General features: G+C 48.0%; 28 protein-coding genes. 8 read left to right on the top strand and 20 right to left on the bottom strand.

Features of this window, described 5'->3' with window-relative positions; genetic code table 11:
• Position 1: 1 nt before the first annotated feature.
• The 8 genes from M467_RS21755 to M467_RS21720 all read right to left on the bottom strand — a co-directional run bounded on the left by M467_RS21755 (position 2) and on the right by M467_RS21720 (position 8,306).
• Positions 2–1,339 carry a nucleotide sugar dehydrogenase gene (locus M467_RS21755; protein ID WP_021066280.1) on the bottom strand — a complete coding sequence of 446 codons (1,338 nt, stop codon included), beginning with the start codon at positions 1,337–1,339 and terminating at the stop codon, positions 2–4.
• Entirely contained in the window at positions 1,336–2,421 is a 1,086-nt protein-coding gene (locus tag M467_RS21750) for a glycosyltransferase family 4 protein (protein WP_021066279.1), read from the bottom strand. Before M467_RS21750 ends, M467_RS21755 begins: the two co-directional genes overlap by 4 nt.
• A gap of 71 nt (positions 2,422–2,492) precedes the next feature.
• Positions 2,493–3,338, bottom strand: coding sequence for an NAD-dependent epimerase/dehydratase family protein (locus tag M467_RS21745; RefSeq protein WP_021066278.1), 846 nt, complete (start codon positions 3,336–3,338; stop codon positions 2,493–2,495).
• The gene (locus M467_RS21740; protein ID WP_021066277.1) at positions 3,335–3,967 is read right to left on the bottom strand and encodes a sugar transferase; all 633 of its coding nucleotides are present in this window, start codon (positions 3,965–3,967) and stop codon (positions 3,335–3,337) included. Before M467_RS21740 ends, M467_RS21745 begins: the two co-directional genes overlap by 4 nt.
• 17 nt (positions 3,968–3,984) lie before the next feature.
• Positions 3,985–5,874 (bottom strand): polysaccharide biosynthesis protein, encoded by a 1,890-nt coding sequence (locus M467_RS21735; RefSeq protein ID WP_021066276.1) that lies wholly within the window; start codon positions 5,872–5,874, stop codon positions 3,985–3,987.
• A 221-nt stretch (positions 5,875–6,095) separates the two neighbouring features.
• Entirely contained in the window at positions 6,096–6,863 is a 768-nt protein-coding gene (locus M467_RS21730) for a tyrosine-protein phosphatase (RefSeq protein ID WP_021066275.1), read from the bottom strand.
• Positions 6,864–6,877: 14 nt separating this feature from the next.
• Positions 6,878–7,594, bottom strand: coding sequence for a CpsD/CapB family tyrosine-protein kinase (locus M467_RS21725; protein ID WP_021066274.1), 717 nt, complete (start codon positions 7,592–7,594; stop codon positions 6,878–6,880).
• Positions 7,587–8,306, bottom strand: coding sequence for a YveK family protein (locus M467_RS21720; RefSeq protein WP_021066273.1), 720 nt, complete (start codon positions 8,304–8,306; stop codon positions 7,587–7,589). Before M467_RS21720 ends, M467_RS21725 begins: the two co-directional genes overlap by 8 nt.
• A gap of 195 nt (positions 8,307–8,501) precedes the next feature.
• On the opposite strand from M467_RS21720, the gene M467_RS21715 reads away from it, so the two are divergent.
• Together M467_RS21715 and galE are read left to right on the top strand one after the other, a co-directional pair.
• Positions 8,502–9,734 (top strand): hypothetical protein, encoded by a 1,233-nt coding sequence (locus M467_RS21715; protein WP_021066272.1) that lies wholly within the window; start codon positions 8,502–8,504, stop codon positions 9,732–9,734.
• 27 nt (positions 9,735–9,761) lie between these two features.
• Positions 9,762–10,778, top strand: a complete 1,017-nt coding sequence (galE, locus tag M467_RS21710) for a UDP-glucose 4-epimerase GalE (RefSeq protein ID WP_021066271.1) — start codon at positions 9,762–9,764, stop codon at positions 10,776–10,778.
• Between the two features lie 23 nt (positions 10,779–10,801).
• Here the strand turns inward: galE and M467_RS21705 are convergent, their stop codons facing one another.
• From M467_RS21705 to M467_RS21685, 5 genes are all read right to left on the bottom strand, one after another.
• On the bottom strand, positions 10,802–11,152 hold the full coding sequence (locus M467_RS21705) for a hypothetical protein (protein ID WP_144060657.1): 351 nt from the start codon (positions 11,150–11,152) through the stop codon (positions 10,802–10,804).
• A 126-nt stretch (positions 11,153–11,278) separates the two neighbouring features.
• Entirely contained in the window at positions 11,279–12,478 is a 1,200-nt protein-coding gene (locus M467_RS21700; protein WP_021066269.1) for an alpha-amylase family glycosyl hydrolase, read from the bottom strand.
• Positions 12,479–12,560: 82 nt separating this feature from the next.
• Positions 12,561–13,484, bottom strand: coding sequence for an LCP family glycopolymer transferase (locus M467_RS21695; protein WP_021066268.1), 924 nt, complete (start codon positions 13,482–13,484; stop codon positions 12,561–12,563).
• A gap of 103 nt (positions 13,485–13,587) precedes the next feature.
• Positions 13,588–14,442, bottom strand: coding sequence for a YihY/virulence factor BrkB family protein (locus tag M467_RS21690; RefSeq protein WP_235045166.1), 855 nt, complete (start codon positions 14,440–14,442; stop codon positions 13,588–13,590).
• Positions 14,443–14,505: 63 nt separating this feature from the next.
• Positions 14,506–15,459, bottom strand: coding sequence for an LCP family glycopolymer transferase (locus M467_RS21685; RefSeq protein WP_021066266.1), 954 nt, complete (start codon positions 15,457–15,459; stop codon positions 14,506–14,508).
• Positions 15,460–15,892: 433 nt separating this feature from the next.
• Here M467_RS21685 and M467_RS21680 point away from each other — a divergent pair, with 433 nt between their 5' ends.
• The 3 genes from M467_RS21680 to M467_RS21670 all read left to right on the top strand — a co-directional run bounded on the left by M467_RS21680 (position 15,893) and on the right by M467_RS21670 (position 17,744).
• Positions 15,893–16,105 (top strand): hypothetical protein, encoded by a 213-nt coding sequence (locus M467_RS21680; protein WP_021066265.1) that lies wholly within the window; start codon positions 15,893–15,895, stop codon positions 16,103–16,105.
• Positions 16,106–16,166: 61 nt separating this feature from the next.
• On the top strand, positions 16,167–17,048 hold the full coding sequence (gnd, locus tag M467_RS21675) for a phosphogluconate dehydrogenase (NAD(+)-dependent, decarboxylating) (RefSeq protein WP_021066264.1): 882 nt from the start codon (positions 16,167–16,169) through the stop codon (positions 17,046–17,048).
• Positions 17,049–17,258: 210 nt separating this feature from the next.
• Positions 17,259–17,744, top strand: a complete 486-nt coding sequence (locus M467_RS21670; protein ID WP_158406023.1) for a hypothetical protein — start codon at positions 17,259–17,261, stop codon at positions 17,742–17,744.
• Between the two features lie 42 nt (positions 17,745–17,786).
• On the opposite strand, the gene M467_RS21665 is transcribed toward M467_RS21670, so the two are convergent.
• From M467_RS21665 to amaP, 4 genes are all read right to left on the bottom strand, one after another.
• Positions 17,787–18,401, bottom strand: coding sequence for a flavodoxin family protein (locus tag M467_RS21665; protein ID WP_021066262.1), 615 nt, complete (start codon positions 18,399–18,401; stop codon positions 17,787–17,789).
• A 121-nt stretch (positions 18,402–18,522) separates the two neighbouring features.
• Positions 18,523–18,966, bottom strand: a complete 444-nt coding sequence (locus tag M467_RS21660; protein WP_021066261.1) for an Asp23/Gls24 family envelope stress response protein — start codon at positions 18,964–18,966, stop codon at positions 18,523–18,525.
• Between the two features lie 24 nt (positions 18,967–18,990).
• Complete coding sequence (locus M467_RS21655; RefSeq protein ID WP_021066260.1) at positions 18,991–19,206, bottom strand: DUF2273 domain-containing protein; 216 nt, start codon at positions 19,204–19,206, stop codon at positions 18,991–18,993.
• A 12-nt stretch (positions 19,207–19,218) separates the two neighbouring features.
• Positions 19,219–19,761 (bottom strand): alkaline shock response membrane anchor protein AmaP, encoded by a 543-nt coding sequence (gene amaP, locus M467_RS21650; RefSeq protein ID WP_021066259.1) that lies wholly within the window; start codon positions 19,759–19,761, stop codon positions 19,219–19,221.
• Positions 19,762–20,106: 345 nt separating this feature from the next.
• On the opposite strand from amaP, the gene M467_RS21645 reads away from it, so the two are divergent.
• Positions 20,107–21,306 (top strand): MDR family MFS transporter, encoded by a 1,200-nt coding sequence (locus M467_RS21645; protein ID WP_021066258.1) that lies wholly within the window; start codon positions 20,107–20,109, stop codon positions 21,304–21,306.
• Between the two features lie 6 nt (positions 21,307–21,312).
• Here the strand turns inward: M467_RS21645 and M467_RS21640 are convergent, their stop codons facing one another.
• From M467_RS21640 to M467_RS21630, 3 genes are all read right to left on the bottom strand, one after another.
• Positions 21,313–22,905, bottom strand: a complete 1,593-nt coding sequence (locus M467_RS21640) for an FMN-binding glutamate synthase family protein (protein WP_021066257.1) — start codon at positions 22,903–22,905, stop codon at positions 21,313–21,315.
• A gap of 59 nt (positions 22,906–22,964) precedes the next feature.
• Positions 22,965–23,348, bottom strand: a complete 384-nt coding sequence (locus M467_RS21635; protein WP_021066256.1) for a hypothetical protein — start codon at positions 23,346–23,348, stop codon at positions 22,965–22,967.
• Positions 23,349–23,458: 110 nt separating this feature from the next.
• Positions 23,459–24,307 carry a MurR/RpiR family transcriptional regulator gene (locus M467_RS21630; protein WP_021066255.1) on the bottom strand — a complete coding sequence of 283 codons (849 nt, stop codon included), beginning with the start codon at positions 24,305–24,307 and terminating at the stop codon, positions 23,459–23,461.
• A 175-nt stretch (positions 24,308–24,482) separates the two neighbouring features.
• Here M467_RS21630 and M467_RS31830 point away from each other — a divergent pair, with 175 nt between their 5' ends.
• Together M467_RS31830 and M467_RS21620 are read left to right on the top strand one after the other, a co-directional pair.
• Positions 24,483–25,256: a hypothetical protein gene (locus tag M467_RS31830; RefSeq protein ID WP_021066254.1), complete on the top strand. Its 774-nt coding sequence runs from the start codon at positions 24,483–24,485 to the stop codon at positions 25,254–25,256.
• Complete coding sequence (locus M467_RS21620; protein WP_021066253.1) at positions 25,243–25,836, top strand: hypothetical protein; 594 nt, start codon at positions 25,243–25,245, stop codon at positions 25,834–25,836. Before M467_RS31830 ends, M467_RS21620 begins: the two co-directional genes overlap by 14 nt.

Genomic DNA, 25,836 nt, shown 5'->3' with positions numbered 1-25,836 from the left:
CTTACAGTCTCCAGTATTTGTATTCATTAGTTTCATAATCTTTTCGATTCAAGACACCTTTAATATCGAGAAGCACTTTCTTTTCATTCATCGAATTGAACCAATTTGAAATTTCTTCATGTGACAAGTCCATAAATTCTTTATGGGCCACTGCTAAAATGACTGCATCCATATCTTTCACATCTTCCATCGAGTCGAAGAAAATGCCATATTCATGATGAGCTTCTTCAGCGTCTGCTACTGGGTCTGCTATCACAGGAGTAATCCCATACTCTTTTAATTCTTCTACAATGTCGATCACACGTGTGTTACGTGTATCCGGACAATCTTCTTTAAATGTAAATCCTAAAATCGCTACTTTTGCTCCTGCTACAGGAATATTTGATTTAATTAAACTTTTCACGAGATTCTCTACCACATATTTACCCATATCGTCATTGATACGACGACCAGATAAAATAATTTGAGAACGGTATCCTAATTGCTCAGCCTTGTAAGTGAGATAGTACGGATCTACGCCAATACAATGTCCTCCCACGAGACCTGGAGAAAAGTTTAGGAAGTTCCATTTTGTTCCCGCCGCTTTTAAAACTGCTTTTGTATCGATATCCATTTTGTTAAAAATAATAGACAATTCATTCATGAACGCGATATTAATATCACGTTGAGAATTCTCAATTACTTTAGCTGCTTCAGCTACTTTAATTGACTCGGCTTTATATACACCAGCATCGACTACTAACTCATAGACCTTAGCAATAATATCTAATGATTCTTCATCCATTCCTGAAACTACTTTAATAATCGTTTCAAGTCGGTGTACAGTGTCGCCAGGATTAATACGCTCAGGTGAATACCCTACCTTGAAATCAATCCCGCATTTCAAACCCGATTCTTCTTCTAAAATCGGAACGCAGATGTCTTCAGTCACACCCGGATATACCGTCGATTCATAGACAACGATTGATCCCTTAGTCAAATTTTTCCCAAGTGTACGGCTAGCTCCTTGAATCGGACGAAGGTCAGGAGTGTGGTCTGCATTGACTGGAGTAGGTACTGCGACAATATGGAATTTTGCTTTTTTTAAATCTTCTTCATTTGAAGTGAATTCAACAGTCGTTTGCTTGATTGCTTCATTCCCGACTTCTTTTGTTGGATCGATACCATTTTTGTATAGTTCTACTTTTTCACTGCTAATATCAAACCCGATAACGTTAATTTTTTTTGCAAATGCTACCGCAATTGGCATCCCTACATAGCCCAATCCGATCAATGAAATGTTGGCTTGTTTTGTCACGATTTCTTGATATAAGTTTTCATTCACTACTTGAGTATTCATTGAGTAACCTCCGTAATTTTGTTGAGATATGCCTTTACAATAATGCTTCGATCAAATTCTTCTTCTACTTTATTTCTTGATGCAGACCCCATGCGAACTTTCTCAGCATACGAAGTAGAAATGAATGCTTCCACTCTGTCTACAATGCTGTTTGCAGATTTTGCTTCGAATAAGAACCCGTTCTTATTGTCATCAATGATTTCTCTGCATCCCGCTATATCGGAGGCTAGTAATGGTCTACCTGAGGCAGCTGCCTCTAACAAGGCATTGGACATTCCCTCATGATAAGACGGTAAGATAATGGCATGAGCTTTCTCAATTAAAGAAGGAACATCATCTCTCGCACCTAATAATTCTACATTCTTATGTTCGATTGAATTTGAAATATCAAATCCATCATCAAGAAAACCAGCTAACCGAAATCGTACAGGGACGGCTCGATCTTCAAGGATTTTCGCTGCCGAAAGAAGCTCATTGACCCCTTTTTCCTTCATAACTCTCCCTACGTATAGAATATCGTATGTATTGGATTCAATAGGATAAGGAGCCGGAGCATATTCACTTAAGTTAACTCCTGAACCAGGCAATACTTCATAGTTCAACTTAAATCCATTATTTAAGAAGAAATCTCTGTTTTCTTTATTTTGAAAAAAGACATGGCTTGTTTTTTTGAAAGCCAATCTGTACAAAAATAAAACCAATTTGCTTATGAGTTTATTTGAAGAGGCAGCTGATCCAAGACCAGTGACATTCGGTATAAAAGGAATCTTATGCACTCTCGAAACAATCCCGCCGTAAATATTGGGTTTAATCGTATAAGAGAGAATAACATCCGGTTTCATACGTCTCACGATTTTATGGTATCCATACATTAATTGGATATCATTCTTCAAATTGATTCCTCTTCGATCTAGGGAAAGCTCTAAATATTCGCATCCCATCTCTTTAAGTAATTCGATTTTCTCACCGTAAGGAGCAACGATACATACTTTATGTCCTTCATTCAGTAGCGACTGGATCACTTCTTTTCTGAAATTATAGGTGTATGCATGATGATTTGATAATATGAGTATTTGTTTCACCGTTTTCTTCCTCGCCTAAATCTCTATTCTGAAAACCGCTATGAAAAGCATGTTACATCGACGTTTGTATGTTATTTAATTACTGACAAAAAAATAGATTCTTTAAAAGTCACTTGGCTATATTGTTCATTTACTGATGAGAGTTGTGGATCTACTACTAAATCACCAAACACTTTATCTATAATCTTAATTTTCTTTTTTAACTTCCGTGGTAATTTGATTGGCAATACAAGTGTTTTTTTGCCTGATATCGCTCTAGATTCAAGCAAAATTTCTGATGTACACACACTATCTGCATTTTGAGGTATGAAAATCCCTTTGACTTTATTCTTTATCAGGATAAATAGAAAGTTTGAAAGATTATCAATAAAAATCATACTTCTTTTATTTGAAATAAAAGGCACTATAGGCGTTAATATCGAAAAGTTCATGATTCTTGCGAAATTGCCTGGCGCCTGAGGCCCATATACCAACGGCGGTCTCACAATCGAAACAATAAATTCATCATTTTCAAGGCCGATAATTTCATTTTCGGCTTCCCATTTCGATCTACCATAATGGTTACTTGGTTTTGGTACAGTATGTTGATCAATCACATCGTTCACTTCATTGCCATAGACACTTAGCGTACTTATAAAAATAAAGTGTTTGACCCCTTCGCTCTTAGCTTTCTTTGCGAATTCAACCGCTAAGTCTCGATTTACTTTGTAGTATAAGGATGATTCTGCTTTTGGAGAGTGCACAATAGCTGCTAAATGAATGACTGAATCATATTCATGCAAACCAACATTTCTCCACGTATCATCACGTAAACTCAAAGAGTCAAGTGTCATCTCTGAGGTTGAATTCTCCGCAACCCAACTTCTAAATGACTTTCCGATATAACTATTGGCCCCAACAATTAAAACACGCTTCATTTGTCTGTTTCCTTGGACGAGGCGACTTCTTTACTCATTATTCCTGTGCCGCCTTCAACAACTCCGTCGCCTTTTGCTACACTAAATAAAGTCCCTATAAAGCATCTTGCATCCATCCAGAATGATATCTTTTCAACGTAATAACCGTCTAGTTGTGCCTTATACTCAATTGGAAGTTCATCTCGACCATTGATTTGAGCCCATCCTGTTAAACCCGGAGTCACACTGTTCGCTCCGTATTTTTCACGTTCCTCAATCAAATCGTACTGATTCCAAAGTGCAGGACGCGGACCAATCACTGCCATATCACCTTTTAGAATATTAATGATTTGAGGAAGTTCATCGAGACTCGTTTTCCGAAGAAACTTCCCGACTTTTGTAATGTAGAGATCTGGATCTAGTAATAAGTGGGTTGGTGTATCCTTAGGAGTATCGATTTTCATAGTTCTAAATTTTAAAATTTTGAAATGAGTTTGATTCACTCCGACACGCTTTTGTTTAAAAAAGATAGGACCTTTCGACTCCAATTTAATCGCAATCATAATCCCAATAAATAAAGGTGATAAAACAATTAATCCTACTAAAGAAAGAATGAAATCAATTTTTCTTTTCTGCTCAATGTATTTCATTATTCACACTCCAATGGTCAAACAGTTTCTCGCATGTGGTTAAGAGAATCGTCTTGCAACTCAATTCCATCATTCGCCCAATTAATAAGGTAAAGACTAAGTGCTTCACTCGTTTTAAGATGATGAATTTGATTTAATTTCCCGTCTAAATTCTGTTCTTCTGACACAATGCCCGTAAAAATCTTTGGATACACTGCTTCAGGGTGGACTTCCCCTTCTTTCAACAACTCTTCGAACATTTTTTCTCCTGGACGAATCCCACTATACTCAATAGAGATTTGTTCCTCTGTAAACCCACTTAATTTGATCATGTTTCGAGCAAGGTCCACAATCTTCACGGGCTCGCCCATATCTAAAACGAAAACTTCTCCGCCGTCAGCCAGCATACCGGCTTGAATAACGAGTCGACTTGCTTCAGGAATGGTCATAAAATATCGAGTCATATCTGGATGAGTAACTGTAAGTGGACCGCCTTTTTCAATCTGATTTTTGAAAAGTGGGATGACTGATCCACGGCTTCCTAGAACATTACCAAAACGAACTACAGCATATTTCGTTCGACTTATTTTTCCTAAACGTTGAACGACCATTTCAGCGATTCGTTTTGTAGATCCCATGACATTCGTTGGATTCACAGCTTTATCAGTTGATATCATGACGAAACGAGAAGCTCCAAATTCATCGGCCATTTCAGCAACATTCTTGGTCCCATAAATATTATTCTTTACAGCTTCATGAGGATTGGCCTCCATCAATGGCACATGTTTATGAGCTGCCGCATGAAAGACAAGATGTGGCGTGTATGATTCAAATACTTCCTTTAATCGATTTCGATCTTGTATGTCCGCAATAATCGGAATAAGTTCAATATTCAAGTTCAAATCACGAAGTTCACGTTCAATCAAATAAATACTATTCTCTCCGTGACCTAGCAATAAAAGGCGTGATGGTTGGAACTTTAAGATTTGACGACAAATTTCAGAGCCGATTGATCCCCCAGCACCAGTCACAAGGACCGTTTTGCTTTCCACTTCCGACTGTATCCCAGAGATATCAAGTTCTACAGGCTCACGCCCAAGTAAATCTTCAATTGACACTTGCCGCATCTGGTTAACCGATACTTTACCGGCTGCCACTTCTTCAATCATTGGCAACGTATGTACATTTGTACAAATTGCTTTTGCACGTTTGATGATTTCTAATCGTTCTTTATAATTCATTGATGGAATAGCGAAGACAATCTTATCAATTGCCTCACGTTCAACTACAGATTCTAAATCATCAACCTTCCCCAACACTTTCACGTCGTTGACGGTTAGTGATTGTAGATGGCTATTATCATCAATGAAACCAATCGGGTTCATCCGATGATTTTGTGAGTGTTGCATTTGACGGACGAGCATTCGTCCAGCTTGTCCAGCTCCAATGATCAGCGTCCGTTTTTCATCTTTTCGTCTCTTTAATTTTTTATTAAATAAACCGGAAGTAGAATTAGAGTTCCAAGTGATCATTACACGCGAACCTAATCGAATTGCTCCTAAAGCTAATAAAGAAAGACAGGAACTCAGAAACAACATACGTTCCATTGCTTCTCCATACATACCAAACTGTATGAGATAAAGAGAAGCTGTACTCATTACCAATGTAAGTGTTAATCTGATGGCTTCTTTAATGCTAGCGAATCGCCATGCTACATCATAGAGGCCGCTCAGTCCCGCTATTAAAATAAATAGCACACTATAAATGATCGCCGATTGAATAAAATGATTTTGATTCATCGAAAATAAAAACTCGACAGGATATAAAAAGAAATACGTAAATGTAATTGCAGAAATAATTGCAATAATATCTAGCGTAGCCAAAATACTAGTCCGAATCGACTTTCTTTTTAGCTCAGTTAATGACATTCATCGTTCCTCCTCGCTGGGATAATATATATTATCTGCCTGATTCATAGAAAAAAGGATGTAACTTACATCCTTTCAAAATTATAAGTTAAGGGTACCACTTTCGACCTAATATAAAAACAGACGAGGAGTAAATTAAACTTGAAATCGTTCGACAGTTGTCGACATAAGAATCATATTTATAGATAAATTGTCAATAACTAGTCTTTAAAATAAGACAATCATTTTTTCCATTTTCCTCGCCAGTTTTTCGTCGGTAATGTCGGCGGATCGATGAATACAAATTCATCCTTCATAATTGCTTCCGCATTGACTACGTAATTTTCCCACTTATCTTGACCAAGCTCTTCACGAACAACTTTCTCGACTTCCGTCCAATAAAATGTTCGGCGGCCTGTGCTATGGGCATCTGATGCAATCAAATGACTCAAGCCATTACGAAGGAAAGCAAATGCGAGTTCCTTAACGTTCTGACCGAACTCTCCAGTCAAACTACTCGTCGTAATCTGCGATAGCGCACCAGAAGAGATGAAGTCCATCAATCGTTTCGGATTAGTAGCGAACTCTTTATTACGCTCAGGGTGAGCGATGACGGGCGTGTAGCCTTCTGTTTGAAGTCCGAAGAATAATTGTTCAGCATAGGCAGGGACTGAGTCACTTGGGAACTCCACTAAAACGTAACGAGACCCGGCAAGAGATAATGCTTTTCCTTGCTCTAGTGACTCAACAAGGTCTCCAAAAATCCGGATTTCTTGACCTGTGTATAAATCGAGGTTGATTCCTTCTTGCCGCAAAACGTTTTGTAATCTCGTCACAGCATTCGATACATCCAGCTGACTTGTGTCAAACTGCGGGTGAAACGCGTGGGGGGTGACCACGATTGCGGTCACCCCTTCACTTACGGCGCGTTTCGCCATCTCGACCGCTTGTTCAACTGTTTCCGGACCGTCATCAACGGCCGGCAATAAGTGACAATGGATATCAATCATGGCACGCTCTCCTTTTATTCGTATGCGTAATAGTAGTAGTAGTCGTCGCTGCCTTGTGGCTCACGTTTGTTCAAGACAACACCGAGAATATGAGCTTCAGCGAGCGTCAATTGTTCTTTTGCTTTGACGACCATCTGACGGTCTGACTTGTCACAACCTACGACAAGAACGACACCGTCAACCTTGCGAGCCAAAAGGCGTGTATCCGCCACTTGCATCATTGGAGGTGCATCTAAAATGATGATGTCATAGTTTGTTTTTAGTTCTTCCAAAACGCGATCCATCATCTTCGAAGACAATAGTTCTGACGGGTTTGGTGGGATTGGGCCTGCTGCAATCAAATCGAGGTTTTCGATTTGAGTCGAATGTATTGCCTTTTCAACAGTCGTCTTCTTAGCCAACACAGTTGAGAGACCAATCCCGTTCGAAAGACGGAACGTAAAATGGGCTGTCGGACGACGCATATCACAGTCGACGAGTAATACTCGTTTTCCTTGTTGAGCATAGACGACGGCGAGGTTAGACGAAGTCGTCGACTTTCCTTCGCCTGATGAAGCAGAAGTGATGACCATTGTTTGGAGTTCATCATCCACAGCGGTAAATTCTAGGTTCGTCCGAATCGTCCGGTACTGCTCCGAAATCGGTGACTTCGGCTTAAGAACGGTAATTAACTCACGACCGGTTTTGTCATATTGAATGTGTTTACTCTTCTTTTTTCCGAACTTAAACATGGACTTGTTCACCTTTCATGTTAGCTTGGCGCTGTTGACGCATTTCGACTTTATCAATCACAGGGATTGATCCGAGAACTGGAAGTTCCAAAATATTTTCAACGTCTTGTTCCGTCTTAATCCGACGGTCCAACACAACCTTGAGAAACGCGATGGCAACTCCAATCATTAAACCAAGCACTGTTGCGATAGCTGTATTCAATAAGATGTTAGGTTTCACCGGGAACATCGGTACAGATGCATTAGAAAGCACTTTGACGTTATCGACACTCATCAATTCCGGTACTTCTTTTGAAAAGACATCACTAATTTCATTTGCAATATCTGTTGCTAAGACTGGGTTCGTATGTTGAACTTTGATATTAATGACTTGTGAGTTTTGTTCACTGTTTACCGTGATTAAATTACTAATATTATCAGGGGCTCCAATCACGTTTTCTTGAACTTGTTCAAGAATAGCTGGGCTTTGAATAATGACACGATATGTGTTGACCAAGTTAATTGAAGATTGCACTTGACCTAAATCAATCGATTGCTCAGATTGTTTTGGCGCAACGAGAACCTGCGTTGACGCTTCATACGTCGGACTAATCACGAATGAACTAACTAAAAAGGCGATGAGCGCCGCGATGATTGCTAAACTTGCGATGAGCCATTTGCTCCGTTTCAAGATGGAGAATAATTCTCCAAGGGAAATTGTCTCTTCTTTCATGCTCGTGTTTTCTCTCCTCTGTTCTTTAAAGTCACTACTGGAAAAATTCCGCAGATAATATTTAACAATGCCAATACCAAAACATTATAGCAAAAATCCTCACAGTTGATGACCCATTTTTTAAAATTTGGGTTTTTTGGTATGTAAATCTGATAAACTTTGTTAGGAAGAACTTAACAAAAGGAGGAGACAATAGTGCACGTTAGTGAGCGCCTACTCCAGTTGTACGCAGACACGAATGCGGCAACACGTACAAAACTACAAGATGTCATTAAACAAAATTTAGGGGACGGGAAATCGTTGAACGTGTCCTTCGAAGAGTTGACCGGTACGACGGAGCCATCGCTCCCAACCGAAGAAAAATCGGCGTCGGACTTCGCTGGTTGGATTAAGGATGGGAAGAAAGATGCCACGTTTCTTCCATACTATGTGTCTTTACTCGAGATGCATGAGAATGTATTGAACAAAGAAGCGACGGTTCCTCAATCCACGTCAATTGACAAGACAGCCGTCAAGGAAACACCGATTCCGAACAAGGCATCGGTACCCACTTCCGAACCAACCGTAGTTGAAACTCTAAAACAGGAAGAACGAGCCACAACCGCAAAACCGCGTTATACACCTGAAATTCCCGTGCCCTCACGCGCGGAACGAGCCAAGTATCAACGAACGATTGAACCAGCCCGACCACGCCGTAAATCCGGAAAATGGATTGGTGTCCTTTTCCTCCTCGGTTTACTCATAGGAGGCGGCTATATCGGGTATCCATATGTTATGGACTTGTTGGAACCAAAACAAGAAGCCAAAGTTGTCGAAGAAACACCTAAGCCGGATCCTGAACCGGTCGTCCAAGAGCCAGAAACAAATTATGTCTGGCTCGCCTCGAAAAACGTTAATCTCGTCTCTGAACCGAACGGTACGACGGTCACCTATATAGGAGATATCGGCGACCGTTATGAGATTTTAAAGGAACAAGATGAACACGTTGAAGTAAATTTGGATGGGACGACAGCATGGGTTCCGCTCGATTCGGTCACGACCGAATGGCCGACACGCGACTTGACCGATAGCGCCCTACTCGACTGGGTGAACACGAACTTGAACAACGATTGGCTCGGCGAATCGATTCCTGATTTCTTCGCTATGAACGAAGCGGCACTCACGGAGACGCTCGGCGCGCCTTACGGCCGTGAGACGGATGCGTTGAACGCCTATGCGTTCTATAACGGCGGCTTCTTCGTCATTCAACAGGACAAGGTTCACGCCATCGACTGGACAAACACGCAAACGACACGCGAGGCGTTCAGCCCGCTCGGTGAACCCGTCCTCGAGACGGACGATGCAGTAGTTTATGAGAGTGAGACATATTCACTCCGCTTATTCGAAGGTACGAACGGACAAACACGGGTACGACTGACTGAAAAATAAGAGAGTTTCACGGAAGGAGCAATCCCCATGAACACGATTCTTGTTACAGGAGGTGCCGGTTATATCGGCACCCACACCGTCTTACAGTTGCTTGAAACCGATCACGACGTCATCGTTCTGGACAACTTATCGAATAGCCGCCGCGAGGCGCTCAATCGCGTCGAAGCACTGACCGGGAAATCGGTCACGTTCTATCTCGGTGACATTCTCGACCGTGAATTGCTCGAACAAATCTTTTTGACGCATACAATCGACGCCGTCATCCACTTCGCTGGCCTGAAAGCCGTCGGCGAGTCGGTATCGGAGCCGCTCCGCTACTACGAGAACAACGTCGTCGGCACGACCGTCCTCCTCGAAGTGATGAACGCGTTCGACGTGAAACGAATCGTCTTCAGTTCGTCGGCGACCGTCTACGGCATGCCGGAACGGACACCGATCGACGAGTCGTTCCCGCTCAGCGCGACAAACCCATACGGTCGGACGAAACTGATGATTGAAGACATCATGCGCGATCTCGCTATCGCCGATCCATCATGGAGCATCGCTCTATTGCGCTACTTCAACCCAATCGGCGCCCACGAATCGGGGCAAATCGGTGAAGACCCTTTCGATATCCCGAACAACTTGATGCCATACATCACGCAAGTCGCCGTTGGTCGCTTGAACGAATTGAGCGTGTTCGGTGACGATTACGACACACCGGATGGGACTGGTGTTCGTGACTATATCCACGTCGTCGACTTGGCCGAGGGTCACTTGAAGGCGTTCGAATACGTCATGGACCACACCGGTGCCGAGGCGTTCAACTTAGGGACTGGGACTGGTTATAGCGTCCTCGACCTCGTCCATGCGTTCGAGACCGAGAGTGGAAAAGCTGTTCCGTACCAAGTGACCCCACGCCGTCCGGGCGACATCGCCACGTGCTTTGCTGACCCGTCGAAGTCGAAACGTGTGCTCGGCTGGGAAGCGAAACACGACGTCCGTGCCATGTGCCGCGATGCTTGGAACTGGCAATCGAACAATCCGAACGGTTACCGGGCATAAGAAAAACCCCTTACACGAGAACATCACTGTTCTTCGGTAAGGGGTTTTGTCATGTCAACTTCAATGATTTCGGGTTCCTTGCCTGGCGTAACGAGCACTCCGAAGTCAAGGACGGCGATCACAATCGCGATACCGGCGAGCGCCCACGCTGCGTCGAACGTGAACTCGCCAACGATTAATCCGAACAAGACGAACGCTGCGAACATCAAGTAGTAAAACTTGCGCCAAATCGTCCGGTACTCGATTGCAAACTCACGGTCCCACATGTAGAAAAATACGAAGCCCGCTAATGCGATGAACAACGTCGCGAACATCCAATATGAGAATGAGTGAAACGTTAAGCTTAAGACATGCATAAATAGTGACTGATTCAATGGGGTTAGCTCCTTGGTGTATGTAGGATTTTTTGTCATGGAAATTCCTTATATCTCCATTTTCCTACCAAATGAATCATGAGTCAATACACCTAAATCACACAATTTAAATTTGAATCAAAAGTCCTATTCAAATTTCACCCAAACAAACCCGTACGCATCGAGGTCAATCGTCTCGACCGGCTCACCTGTGAACAGATTCATCCCGCTCGTCCGCACTGTCACCGGCTCATTACTGACGTTCGTATACAACATGAGTGTCTCTCCTTCACTCTTCCGTTCGACCGTGAAGACGCGTTTGTCGGACGTGTCGATGCGCTGCTCGGCGTAAGGTGAGAACGCCGAGCATGTCCGTTTGACGTTCAATTGGCTGATGATGCCAGAGAATACCTGCAAGCGATACGGATCGGTCTTCAGCTCTTGAATCAACGCGTCATGGTCAACCGGTGTCTGGACACCGAGTAGCGTCCGGTAATCAACGGTCGGTATGCCTTGGAGCGAGAACAGGATGCTGTGAGCCGCGAGAATCATGTCGACGCTCGGATCGATCAAGTTCTTCTCGAACGGGTCGCGTTCATGAATCGACAAGAAGTTGAAGTACGTCTTCCCTTCTCCTGGCGCCTCGATTCGATTCGCCCAGTCGGACAACTTCTTGGCATCCCCTTGCGCGAAGGCCAGCATCGTGTGCGACGCGAGGTCGAAGTGACAAATCGCATCGGCAACGCTGATGTATGAGCCGAGTGCCTGAACGTCTCCTTCATAGGCAAGAATCAACTGGCCGTGCGGTTTATAGTGATGGAGCACCGCGTGCCACAGTTCGATGACGCGTTGAATGCTTTCCTCGGACATGCCGCGGAACGACTGGACGTGGACACGCAGCTTCGTCGCGCCTTGGGCGAGCCGCTCGATGAAGGCGTCCGTCTCCTCGAGCAAATTGAACTGTAGCTCGTTATAGACATCGGGCTCCGTATCATACATGAGCTCGAACTCATGCTTGAAGCGTCCGAGGTCCTCGTATAACCGGATACGCGGATTGATGGCTGTATCAGTCGGCTTGGCCGGATACGGGAACAGCGAAACGAGATACAAGTCGCTAATCGACGCCTGGACGTGTTCCTTCAATAGGTCATGGAGCGCGTCCAAGTCCGGGCTCCCGTCCGTCGTGACGGCGTTGGCATCAATCATGAGCACGCTCGTCTTCTCGCTCACGCTCTCCCCGTCATGCCAATGATGACCGTCCCACTTGGCGAACAGCTCCTGCCAGTCCTCCCGTGTATGATCGTCCTCTAATTGATTGATAATCGGTTCAACAGTTTCCCAAAGCATGTGATCCCTCCTCAGTGTCTCTTTATCAGTCCCACCGATGCCGTTTTTTCAAACGCAAAAAAGCCATCCCATGAGGAATGGCTTAGTTCATCAAGCGCTGCAGCTCAGTTTGGACATCAGCGAGCGAGGCCGCATCCGGGTTCCAGTAATAAATACCGTCTGACTCGAGACCGCCCGACCCTTCGATTCGGAGCGTGCTGGCGTTGCGGAACGCCTTCATATAGTCCGTCGACAACGTCACGAGCTCATTGAACTCGATGTTCGTCTTGGCCCTGTTGCCGGCGACGTCGAGTAGCTTCGTCACTTTGTCGACCGAGAAGTCAGAACGTCCCTTCTCGACGATGGCCGCGACGACGGCGCGTTGCCGTTCCTGCCGACCGAAGTCACCGTTCGGATCGTCATAACGCATCCGGGCGTATGACAACGCCGAGGCACCGTTCAAATCGACCTGTCCAATCGGATAGTTGTAGCCGTCCGACGAGAATGCGAAACTGTTCTCTACCGTGATGCCACCGAGCGCGTCGACCACCTCGGTGAACGCCTCCATGTCCGCCTCGACGACGTAATCGATCGGGATATCGAGTAACCCTTCGACCGTATTCATCGCCATCTCGGCCCCACCGAACGCATAGGCATGGTTGATTTTATCGTTCATGCCTTTGCCAACGATTTCTGTCTTCGTATCGCGCGGGATGCTGAGCATCGCGCCTTCGTCCGTCGTCGGGTTGAGCGTCATGACGATGATTGAATCACTCCGTCCCTGCTCCCCGTCTCGGCGGTCAATCCCAAGTAACAACACCGATACCGATTCCTTCTGTTCAATCGTCTCGACTTGTTTCCGTTCCGGACTGATCTCGAGATTGTCGTTCACTTTCGTCACCGTCTCGTTGACGTCCCGGTACATCGACCAGACGAACAGACCCCCGGCGACGAGGAAAATCGTCAGGACGCCGAGCGTGATCGCCAACACTTTTTTCCAGCGTGATTTCTTCTTATGTCTCGCCATGCGTGCACCTGCTTTCAAAATCGTTAGATATGGATATAATTCCCGCTTCACGTGTTGTATTATAGCACGTTGTCAAAAAATGCTAACCATATCTTTTCAATTTTCATGGGAAATGTGTCTTATAACGTGTGCGCCGCATATGGTCAGGCCAAGCCGCGTTGATTTCAGCACCGAGCAACATCGTCGCAGCCGTCAAGTAGAGCCAAATCTGGAGCAAAATGACGATGCCGATCGTCCCGTACGTATCGCCAAACATCGAGAACTGGTCGACGTAGATGCTGTAACCCGTCGACAGCATCTGCCAGGAGATGACGGCGAAGATGGCACCCGGGAGCGTCTCGATGAAACGGACGCGTTGCTGCGGGGCAATTTTATAGAACAGCGAGAACGCGAAGATGAGGATGACGGTCGACACCGTATACCGGGTGAGTGTCGCCAGCCGGTCGAAGTCCTCGAGCCGCGGGAACCACGTATACATGAGCTCGACAAACTCACGGCCAAAGATATGAAACACGATCAAGATGACGGCACCGACGCTGAAGGCGATGAGCGTGAGCAAACCGATCAGGCGACGGACGACGTAGCTCCGAGCCTCCGTCTCCCCGTAGGCGAACACGGTCAGCTTGACGAGGCGGGCCGTCCCGTTCGATGCCGACCAGACGGCGATGATGGCCCCGATGGAGACGAGGCCGGCGTTGATGTTGCCGCTGACGTCATAGACGATCGACAGCATGTCCCGCACGCTCGAACCCGGAATGAGAATCTCGATCTGTTCGATCAACAAGGCGTCGTCGATGCCGAACCACGCCATGACGGCGAACAAGAGGACGAACGTCGGGAAGATGGCGAGAAACCAAAAGAACGCGAGCGTCGCGCTATAGTCGTTGATATGGTGGTCCTTGAACCGATGGCGGACGTCGATGACGAGACGGATCAGGCGGTCGAGCACTCGGGTCACCCCTTTTCTTCTTATTATCGCACATATTAAAACGCCCCATCCGAATTTGGATGAGGCGAACCGTCACTGTTCCATCAATTGTCCGAGATACGACTTCACGTCTTCGAGTGAAGTGGCGTCCGGGTTCCAGTAATAGATACCGTCGCCTTCTTTCCCGCCCGTTCCTTCGAGGCGAAGGACGTCCTGGTTTTTGAAAGCAGCCATATAGTCGCTCGATAGTGTCCGAATGTCTTTGAACGTCATGTTCGTCTTGGCGTTGTTGCCGAGCACGTCGAGCATGTTGTTGAATTTCGAGATCGAGAAGTCGTCTTTGCCTTTATTGACGAGCGCCGTGATGACGTCACGTTGGCGCTCCTGGCGACCGAAATCCCCGCTCGGGTCATCATAGCGCATGCGTGTGTACGCGAGCGCCTCTGAACCGTTGAGCGTGAGTGCACCCGGTTCGAACGTATGCTCACCTGACGTGAACGCCAAGTTGTTCGTCACGTTGACGCCGCCGAGAAGATCGACCGTGTCTTGGAAGCCCTTCATGTCGACTTCGGCCACGTAATCGATCGGAATGTCGAGCAAGTTCTCGACCGTGTCGAGCGCCATCTCGGCTCCACCGAATGCGTAGGCATGGTTGATCTTATCAGACGTGTCTTTGCCGACGATCTCCGTCTTCGTGTCACGCGGGATGCTGAGCATCGCGCTTTGATCCGTGTTCGGGTTGAGCGTCATGACGATGATTGAGTCGCTGCGACCTTGCTCGTCGGCACGACGGTCGACGCCGAGGAGAAGGACCGAGATCGGCTTCTTGTCGTTGATGGCTTCCGTCGTCATTCGTTCCGGGCTGAGGCCTGTCGACTCGTTCAACCGTTCGACGGTCGAATCAACTTGATTATATAAATATGTCGCCACTCCGACTCCGATGAGCAGGAACAGCCCTACTACGATTCCCGCGATAATCGCGATGCGCTTGACGGGTGAATTCTTCCTCCGGCGTTTCTTGACTCTCTTTTTCTTTTGCTCTTCCATGACATAGCACCTTTCTCGAACCTTTTAATGAATAAGACCAGGTTTAATTTTATCATGCAAAACATTTCGACACCGTTATTTTTTATAAAAAAGGGAAATTAATGCGATTTGTTGTCGAAATATTCATTCGTTTTTAAATATCGGGTTTCCCCTATGAATAGTTTAGCATTCCAGAAACATTCCTTCGTAAGGATACCACGATTTTGTAATGTTGAAACCGTTCTCAACTTGCCCTCATATGTATAAGGTCCTACTTCTCGGACAGAGTCTATGCGAAATCATGTCAATATTTAGTCGAATGTGCTGTTTTTTAGGTCTGTTTCCTTATATTCAAAAACCTTTATGAGACAAATGGATGATTTTTTGTAATAATTGTCTTGTTCGTAATGAAAATGTAAATAAAAATCCATTAATTGGTTGGAGGAATCGGCAGATGCGTTATGTCGTCACGTGCTTTTTAGAGAAAGAAGAGCCTTGTTCGTTTATCGTGTATGGAGGTTCGATTCACGAGGCCGCTTTCACGTTCGAGAAGACGTTGAAGGATGCGAGCCCGCTCAATGACTTTGTGAACTTAAGTGACGGTAAGCAGGTGAAGGTCGGATCAATCCTCGCTTACCGCATCGATGAAGTGAAGCCCCTCTTTTGAAGTCCATCCATTTCGGGTAACCCTTATAAGGAAACCACTACAACGAACGGGGTGAACCGATATGGAATTAGGGATGATCGGACTTGGAAAGATGGGATTGAACTTGGCGCTCAACTTGACGGACAGTGGACACCGCGTGCTCGGCTACGACCCGGGCAACGTATCGACGAGCCAGTTCGAGACGAAGCAGTCACTCCAAGAAGTCGTCGACGGGCTGAAGGCGCCGCGCGTCCTCTGGGTAATGGTGCCGGCGGGTGACGTGACCGAGCACGTGTTGAACGACCTACACGCGCTTTTATCACCGGGGGATATCGTCATCGACGGTGGCAACTCGAACTATAAGGAATCGATGCGGCGGGCCGAGCACTTCAAAGATAAGCTCATCTACTTCTTCGACGTCGGGACGAGTGGCGGCATGGAAGGGGCACGCCATGGCGCCTGCACGATGATCGGTGGAGATTTAGAGGCGTTCGGCAAAATCGAGGAACTGTTCCACGACGTGTCGACGGACAACGGCTATTTGTATGCCGGACCGAGTGGCAGTGGTCACTTCTTGAAGATGATTCATAACGGGATTGAGTACGGCATGATGCAAGCGATCGCCGAAGGGTTCGAGATTCTCGAGAAGAGTCCGTTCGAGTACGACCACGAGCAAGTCGCCCGCGTCTGGAACCACGGATCGGTCGTTCGCTCGTGGCTGATGGAGTTGACCGAGAGCGCATTCCATAAGGACGCGAAGCTCGACGAGATTAAAGGGGTCATGCATGCGTCGGGTGAAGGAAAATGGACGGTCGAGACGGCGCTCGAGTATGGGGTACCGGCGCCGGTCATCGCGATGTCGCTCATGATGCGGCAGCGCTCACTCGAAGAGGACACGTTCTCTGGGAAAGTCGTCGCTGCGTTGCGGAATGAATTTGGCGGGCATGCGGTGGAGAAAAAATAATCGGGGTAAGCGTCGGTCGAGTCGAACTCGGGCGACGTTTTTTTGTACTGTGACAGTTATCCGCTCGTCTCGATGCGAACAAACGTTGATATGAATGGGATTTCTATACATTTGGCGATTGAATGTACTAATTTCTGTAAAACTCTTTTCGTTTCAGCAGGCGTATGATGAAAGAGCAGCATATCTTGTGACACAGAAGGAGCCGGCATGATGCGTAAACTTCACGACTATAACGTCTACATCCCGAAAGAGCTTTATGAACCAGGAGACAGGCCCGTGTTCCGGAGACGGAATCATAACTGGCAGGACATGGAGGCATGTTTTGACAAACTCGTCGCCCAAGCGTTCTATGCGTTCGAGCATGGCGGGTACTTCTTATGTGAGGCATACGCTCTGGTCCACACCCGCATTCACATGCTCAAGCTGAAACGAACGTGTGAGGATGGCCGCGGCGTCGAGATGCACGTGACTTATTTGCATGAAATGAAAGATATTTACGTCATGTTTTATATTGACGGTGTAGCGACCCGGGCGCGAACGGCCTGGCTGTCGAACGGGATTCTGATTCTCCAGCCGGACTCGTATTCTAATTGGCTCCACTTTGAACCATGCTGGGTCGGGGATCATTTCATCGACGACATCTCGATTTTATTGCTGAAAGAGTTCCGCAAGATCGAGCTCCAATCAAGGTTCTAATGTGAACAGCCCCTAGATGTCTAGGGGCTGTCGCGCTGTCCGTCACTCCATGACGTTGCCTTCCGCCGGGATTGGCGTCTGCTTCAATAGGTTCGCGAAATGGTAGAGGTTGTACGCCATGACACGACCGTTCTTTTTCGTGAAGGCGTTGTCGCGGCCGGCCTCGATGTATGAGTCGCCCGGACCGGCCTCACCGACCCAATACGTGTCGACGTTCGGCGGGACAGTGAAGCCGATATGGGATAGCCCGTACAAGATGGACGCACAGGCATGTTTCGCCCCGTCCTCGTTCCCTGTCACGACGACACCGCCGACTTTGTTGTAATAGATGGTCTGGCCTTTATCGTTCGTTAAGGCGCTTCCTCCGTATAGCCGCTCGATGACTTGCGTCGCGACGCTGCTCTTCTCACCGAGCCAAAGCGGTGTCCCGATGATGAGGATATCGGCCGCCTTCACTTTCTCGAAAATTTGCGGCCACTCGTCACCGCCCCCTTCATCTTCTGTTACTCCGAACGCGACGTTGTAGTCGACGACACGGACGATCTCCGAGTCGACCCCGAGTTTGTCGAAGTGTGGAATGATATCTTTCATGAGCCCTTCCGTGTGCGAGGTCGTGCCCTCGCCTTTCAACGAACAGTTCAAGAATAAGGCTTTCATCGAATCCCTCCTTAGATAATCAACAGTTAGGTGTTCCCCTTCCTAAAACGAGTTAATCGCTCGAGCCTGTCCGCGAGGCGGCATAAAAAAGACAGTCCTGTGGAAAAGGACTGCCCGCATATCAGACAAGGTCACGACTCGGTTCGCCCACTTCTTCGACCGTCTTCCGTTTCACATCGAACTCTTCACGTGTCATGACGTCTTCGACGTGCATGTTCACTTCGACGACCTCGAGACCAGTCATGTCGGCCATCGCCTTTTTGATTTTCAAAACAGTGTCGTCAAAGATGCCCGGTATGCTTTTGCCGTATTCGACGATGACACGTAAATCGAGCGCGACTTGATGCTCCCCAATCTCAGCGTCAATGCCTTTCGTGATGTCTTCGGTGCTCCGAAACCGGTCCGTGAATCCGCTCATGAAGCCACCGCTCATCGACAGGATGCCTTGCACTTCCCCCGTGGCGAGTCCGGCGATTTTCTTGATGACCTGCTCCTCGAACGTCAGTTTATTGTGCCGCCCGCCATCCACCACATTCGTCGGGAGGCTCATGTTTTCGTCTTGCATGACCGCTCACTCCTTTGTATCGATTCAGCGCCGCTGCTTCCGTATGAAAAATTCTACCCACTCGTTTACGTGGAGCGCCCCATCGCCCCATTTCCCGATTAAGAAACCGACCAGTGCCAATGTCACGATCAATACCGTCTGTCCGAAGCCAATCGTCAGGAACAGCACCGCAATGACCACCCCGACGACGATTCCGATTAGACGGAAGCGATAAGGAAACAATATCGTTTTCGTATCCATCACAGCACCTCCTTATACGACTCGTTCTGACGTCTGCCGCTTCGTATCTTGAATGTTCAGTGACACGTCCGTCACCGGCACTTCGAGCAATGACTCAAGACGCTCTTTCACATGCGTCTGAATCTCTTTGCCGAGCGTCGGCAACCCTTGTCGATTGAAAACGGAACAGTCGATGTGGACGCGCACGCTGTCTCGCTTCGAATCGATGTCAACGTTGACGTCCGGCGCCCGCACCCCTTGGAACGGCTTCAACGACTCATACACCATCTTCTCGATCGTCTCGGTCGAAATCGTGATCCGCCCTTCCCCCGTCTGAATCGTGTAACGCCCCGTATTCGACTTGGCCACCAAGCCAGTCACGAGCATGATGAGGAAGACGACCCCGAGGAAAATCGATAGAGCGAGCACGGTGTAGACGTACTCTTCTTGGTTTTGCCAACGCTCCCAATAAGGACTGAGTCGCGGGACGTCATAAATGCCGAGCAACAACACCACCACGCTCACCAACCCGACGATGCCAGTGATGACCAATATGAATCGATTCAACCCGTTCATACCCACATCCCCTTTGTGCACTCCGCTTCATCTGACAATTTCGCTCCGCTCCGTTGATGTCTGTCTTTATATTTTCCCGTTCTAGCGCGATGGAAACAATTCATATTATGAAGTATTAGCGAGAGTTACTGTTCCTCGGGAAAACAAAAAGCGGTCACTCTCCGCTCGGGAAAGTGACCGCTCCATTCAAGAATAAGAACTTACGTTCGGTTTATGTAACAGCGCAAACAAGCGCCTATATATTCGCTTTTTCTATTTTTAGCTTAGCAAATCCCGCAACATAAGTCTATTCTTTCTCAGCTGGACTCCCTACAGTAAAGATAGACTCTTGAAAGGAGCACAACGATGGAATCGTACCGCTGGGACCTCAATCTGAAGGTCCGCTTGTTCGGTGAAGGTCTGTTCAATCTGTTGTTTTGGATGTACTTCCCGTTCATTACCGTCTATTTCGCCCGAACACTCGGCGTCGAGCTGGCCGGTCTGCTCATGGCCGTACCGCCGCTGTTCCTTCTAATCGGCAGTTTGATTGGCGGTTCGCTCGCGGACGAGATCGGACGTCGTCCCGTCATGCTCGTCGGGACGTTCGCGCAAGGGATCTTGTTCCTCGCCTTCGCCTTGTCGACGAACGCCTACATCGATTACATCACGTATATCGGCATCGGTTTCATGGGTGCCGTCTATAAACCGGCCAGCTCGGCCATGGTCGCCGACCTCGTGCCGACCGAACATTTGCGGGACGTGTTCGCGACGTTCATGGCGTCGAACAATATCGGCGCCGTGCTCGGTCCCATCCTCGGGGCAGTCCTCTTCTTCGAGCATCGACAGGCGCTCCTCCTCGGCTGCGCCGTCGTCCTGTTCGGGTACGGGGTGCTGCTCGCGGCGCTCACCCATGAGACACGACCGGCCTCACCTGAGAAGACGGTCGCCAAAACATTCCGCACCCAAGGGCGTTCGTATGCGACGATTCTGCGCGATCCCTTGTTCCGCCTCTATTTGATTGCCGGCGTGTTCGCTTTGATCCCAATCATGCAGCTCGACGTGTATTTACCGGTCTACTTGATTGAACAGGCCCCGGCCACGTTCGACGTCTCGAACACGGTCCTGTTCGGTTGGCTCGTCGCCTATAACGGGCTCTTGTTCGTCGTCTTCATCATGCCGGTCACACGCGTGTTCCGGGCGTGGGACGAACGGCGCGTCTTCCTGCTGTCGACGTTCCTCGCCGGCTTCGGGACGTTCCTCGTCGCCTTCTCGTCGAACATTTGGTACTTGCTCGTCGTCACGACCGTGTTCACGTTCGGCGAGTTGATTCGCTCCTCGGTCAGCCAGAGTTTCATCAGCCGCTACGCACCGGCCGAGTCACGCGGCCAATACCTCGCGGCCGATACGCTCCAAAACACGATCGGCAAGTTCTTGGCGCCGGTGACGGTGCTCGTCTCAGGTTTCGTCCCCCCGTACGCCGTGTTCACGCTCATCTTGCTGTCGGCGCTCATCGGGATGGGGCTCTATGCCAAACTGTTCCAACAGCTCACACAACAAGACGGATGACCGCGGTCATCCGTCTTTCGCCTGTCCATCGAATAATTCCTCGCCCCGCTTCACCCGACCGTCGGGATACTTGTAAGCGACATGCTCGAGCGACAGCTTCGTCGGCGTATCGAGGCCGGCCGCGGCCGTCATGTTATAGAGCCCTTCGCGGAGCGAGATGATATAGTTCGTCACGCGGTAACTCTTCTCGTCGACGACGAGGGCGTGCTGCAGTTTCGGGTCGGTGGTCGCCACGCCGACCGGGCATCGGTTCGTATGGCACACTTGCGCCTGGATGCAGCCGACGTTGAACATGAGGCCCCGAGCGATATTGACGCAGTCGGCCCCGAGCGCGAGCGCGACGGCGATTTTGTCTGCCGTGACGAGTTTGCCGGAAGCGAACAACGTGATACGGTCACGGAGTCCATATTCGACGAGCAATTGATGCACATACGGGAGCGCCGCCTTCAACGGCAGACCGACCGAATCCGCGAGCTCTTGGTATGTCGCCCCGGTCCCGCCTTCCCCGCCGTCGACCGTGATGAAATCGGGATGCTGTCCGGAAGAAGCCATCTCTTGAACGAGCGCCTCGACGTCTGCGAGGCGTCCGATGACGAGCTTGATGCCGACGGGTTTGCCGCCGATGTCTCGCAGCCGTTCGATGAAGCTGAGCAGTTCTCGGTCCGTCTTGAACTCAGAGAACCGGTTCGGGCTGTCGATTGTGACGCCAACTTTGACGTTCCGGATACGGGCGATCTCTTCGGTCACTTTCGCGCCATCGATATGGCCACCCCTCGTCTTCGCACCTTGGGCGAGCTTCAACTCAAAGGCACGCACTTGCGGAATCTCACTCTTCGCTTTGAACGCCGCGTCCGAGAACGAACCGTCCTCGGTCCGGACGCCGAACAGCGCCGGTCCGATTTGACAGATGAGGTCGACCCCGCCTTTCAAATGATGGTCCGACAGTCCACCCTCGCCGGTATTCATCCACGTCCCTTTGGCCCGACCGAGTCCAATCGACAGCGCCGTGATGGCGTTCTCGCCGAGCGAACCAAAACTCATCGCCGACTGACCGACGAGACCGCGGACATAGAACGGCTCCCGACACGTCTGTTTCCCGATGACGATGCTGTCCTCTTCTGTCAATAAGTACGGTCCGACGTCGCGTTCGACAATCCGCTCTTTCCGCGTGAACAGATTGTCCTCCTCGACTTGATAGAGATGCGTCGTCACGGTCTCGCTGTTATCGATGCGGAGCTCGTTCCGGTTCGTCGGATAGAGCACGTTCTGCAGATAGAACCCGCCCCGCTCGAAGTCTCGCTCCGAGCCGAACCCGATAATGCGCGACTTATATTTCCCGGAAATAACGGCCGCCTCATAGTCGTTTCGCGAGAACGGTTTCGCCTCGTTGTCGTTCAAGAACAAGTATTGGCGCATCTCGGGCCCGACCTTCTCCAAGATGTAGCGTACCTTGCCGAGAATCGGGAAGTTGCGGAGGACGGAGTGCTCACGCTGATGGCGGTCCTTGCGCCATAAATAGAAGACGAACAGGAACGGGGCGGCAATCATCGACACCATCAGGACGAGCACGATGGCGAGCATCGTCGTATTCACAGACATGGCGTGTCCTCCTTCAGTTAGACGAATAACCTGTCCCGACAGCTGCGGGACAGGTCCATTCATTTGGGTATGGTGACGTCGTCGAACTGTTCGTCGCGGCAGAGCGTGATCGCCTGCATGGCCAATTGATAGTCGTCTTGTGGCAGACTGATCAACTCGGTCGGGAGCACCCATTCTTTATTGTTGTACAAATGGATGACGAGTTTGACGAGGATGAAGTCCTGCTTCTCGAACGTATTGTCGTCGATGATTGTCGCCGTGCTGATTTTCCCTTGCTCGAGGTCCATGTACGGCAAGAGGAGGTTACGCACCCGCTCATTCCCGGCAATCACGTATAAGGCGGAGAAATACTCTTTCTTGACGTCACCAGGATTGTTCAGACGCTGGGCCAACTGTTTGAACACGTCATAGTGTTCGGTCGTCAAGAATTCAAGGTTGTTCATATCGGTGGTTCCTCTCTGTATAGACAAAAATCAATCTGTCTATAGTAATTCCACGATTTGCCTATTTATAATCCTTGCATGAAAAAAAGCTGACCGAATGGCCAGCCAGTTCACATGCGTCGAAGCGAGATGGCTTCACGCATTTTTTGGAGCGATTCTCTGCCCTCTTCCCCGCGCCGCATCATGACGACGGTGAACAAGGCGTCAATCAGGCTGAGCTCAGCGATGCGCGAGGCGAGCGCCTCAGAGCGGAACTCCGTCTCTTGCGACACGGTATAGAGGGCGACGTCACAAAGTTTTGAGAGCGGTGACTTCGCATAGTTTGTGATGGCGATTGTCGGCACCCCGCGCTCGTTCAACACCTTTGCCACATCGAGCGTGTCTTTCGAGGCGCCCGAGTGCGAGATGAGAACGGCGACGTCGTCGATCGTCAGCTGTGACGCCGACATGAGCTGCATATGCGACTCCAAGTTCGCCGTGACGAACAATCCGCTCCGGACGAACTTATGATACGCGTCGAGCGCGATAACGGCCGAACCCCCGCTCCCAAAGAATTCGATGCGACGGGCCGACAAGAGAAGCGCGACAGCCTCGTCGAGTGAGGCCCCATCCAAGATTTGTCGTGTCGCCTCGAGTGTCTTCACGTTCGACGTGAAGATCTTCTCCGCGATTTCAAGCGGCGTGTCTTCTTGCGAGATGTCCTCATGAATGTCTTGGAGCGGTGCGACAACGTCGGTGGCGAGCGCGATTTTCAGCGCCTGATAGCCTTTGAAGCCGACGCGCTGACAGAAACGGAACACGGTCGACTCGGCGACGTCGAGGTCGTCGGCGACTTGATTGATTGTATGGTGGATGATGCGTTCAGGCTGCTTCAAGATATAATCGGCGATGCGTTGCTCTTTCTTGCCGAGTGTCGTATAGGCGCCACGGATGCGGGCCAGGCCGTTCATCGATTCCATATGTCTCACCCTTTTTCTTTTTACGATACCGTTTCGAAAAAAATTCCGCAATCAAAGACTGACCTTCAATTTTATTTTCAACGAAGTGTTGATGTTGATTTGAAAAGGAAAAAAATTACTTCTAACGAATAACTGTATGTATTCTTACATAATTCAATAATCAGGAGGTCGGTTTGTGTTAGCTGAGATTAAAGGAAAAGTCAGTCGTACCGGTTCAAACTTATCAGAACGCTTAGAAGACAATTTAACAGGCAATGTCTTCGGTGCTCTACGCTATCTTCCCTTTTCAGACGGACTTGGAAAAGTATTAGCGAATTCAGTTCAATCATCGAATGTCGAATCAATCATCAAAGGAGTCACTGACGACTTTTGGGCAAATAAGATTGAATTTTGGCCATATGACCAAGAAGGTGAGCTAGATGCTCTACTCACTTTTGATGACACCATTATCGGAATTGAGGTGAAATTTATTAGCGGCCTCTCTTCAGTGGATGATGCTGACGATGGCTCGTATACATTAAGTAAACACCAACTCGCAAGGGAATCTCGGATTGTTGCACGTAAAGGCACTAACAAGGAGAAGGTGCTTCTCTTCATTGCGGATCGACAAATGTGTAAGGCTGTAAAAGATGATATTGGAGATTCCAAAGAGTCCAATAGAAAGTTAATTGAAAACGGTGTCGAATTAGGGTTCATTTCTTGGCAAGATTTTTTGCATGAATTAAAACAATTAAATGGATTAGATCAGTTTCAACAGATTATCATCCAAGATTTAATCGAGTTGTTGACGAGAAAAGGGTTTGAGGACTTTATCAATATGGACATCAACGGAGCACCATTCATCCATTCAGACCAATTATTCAACTTCAACATTTCAACCAATAAAGTAACAATCGATTTTAAAAACGATACCCTAATCAACAAGGAGCTATATTATGAATTCAACTGAGAACGTAAGAAACGCCTTCCATGTCGTCTATAACACATACGAGAACATACATAAATTAATGGACTACACGAAAACTATCGCCCCGGAGAAAAGTCATTACGTCAGTGTCGTCGATAAGTTTCTACGCTACAAATCAGACAATGATTTTGCTGGTTGGTTCATCGGTGATTTTATTCTTATCTTTCAAAACAAAGACCATAATGAGTTTGAAAATGAATGGCGGGACGGACCGTTATATGTCATGGAGATTGAGTTGTATGATGAGGAATTAGAGTTGAAAGAAAGTCAGCTTCCTTGTATTCGATTGTCCAAATTTGTATATGACAATGAAACGATGCAGAGCTGGGGGAAAGGGTGCTCTCCGTCAAACCATTGGAGATTCTATTATCCATTACGCAATGCTGATTTGATGAACATTGAGTTGGACAATGGTTATTCTCGTATCACTCCCATTAATCAAGAAAGTAGCGATCGTCATTACTGGGGCGTGCAACATATCGTCAGTAAACAAATCCCCTTGATGGATGTCACGGCTGACAATGTCGTGGACAAAATATTCAAGACGTTCGATTCCCTTTAA

Origin of the sequence: Exiguobacterium chiriqhucha RW-2, from assembly GCF_000416965.1 — a bacterium.
Lineage (GTDB): Bacteria > Bacillota > Bacilli > Exiguobacteriales > Exiguobacteriaceae > Exiguobacterium > Exiguobacterium chiriqhucha.
The sequence above is the reverse complement of the archived record's forward strand: the minus strand, read 5'-3'. Positions and strand labels throughout refer to the sequence as shown.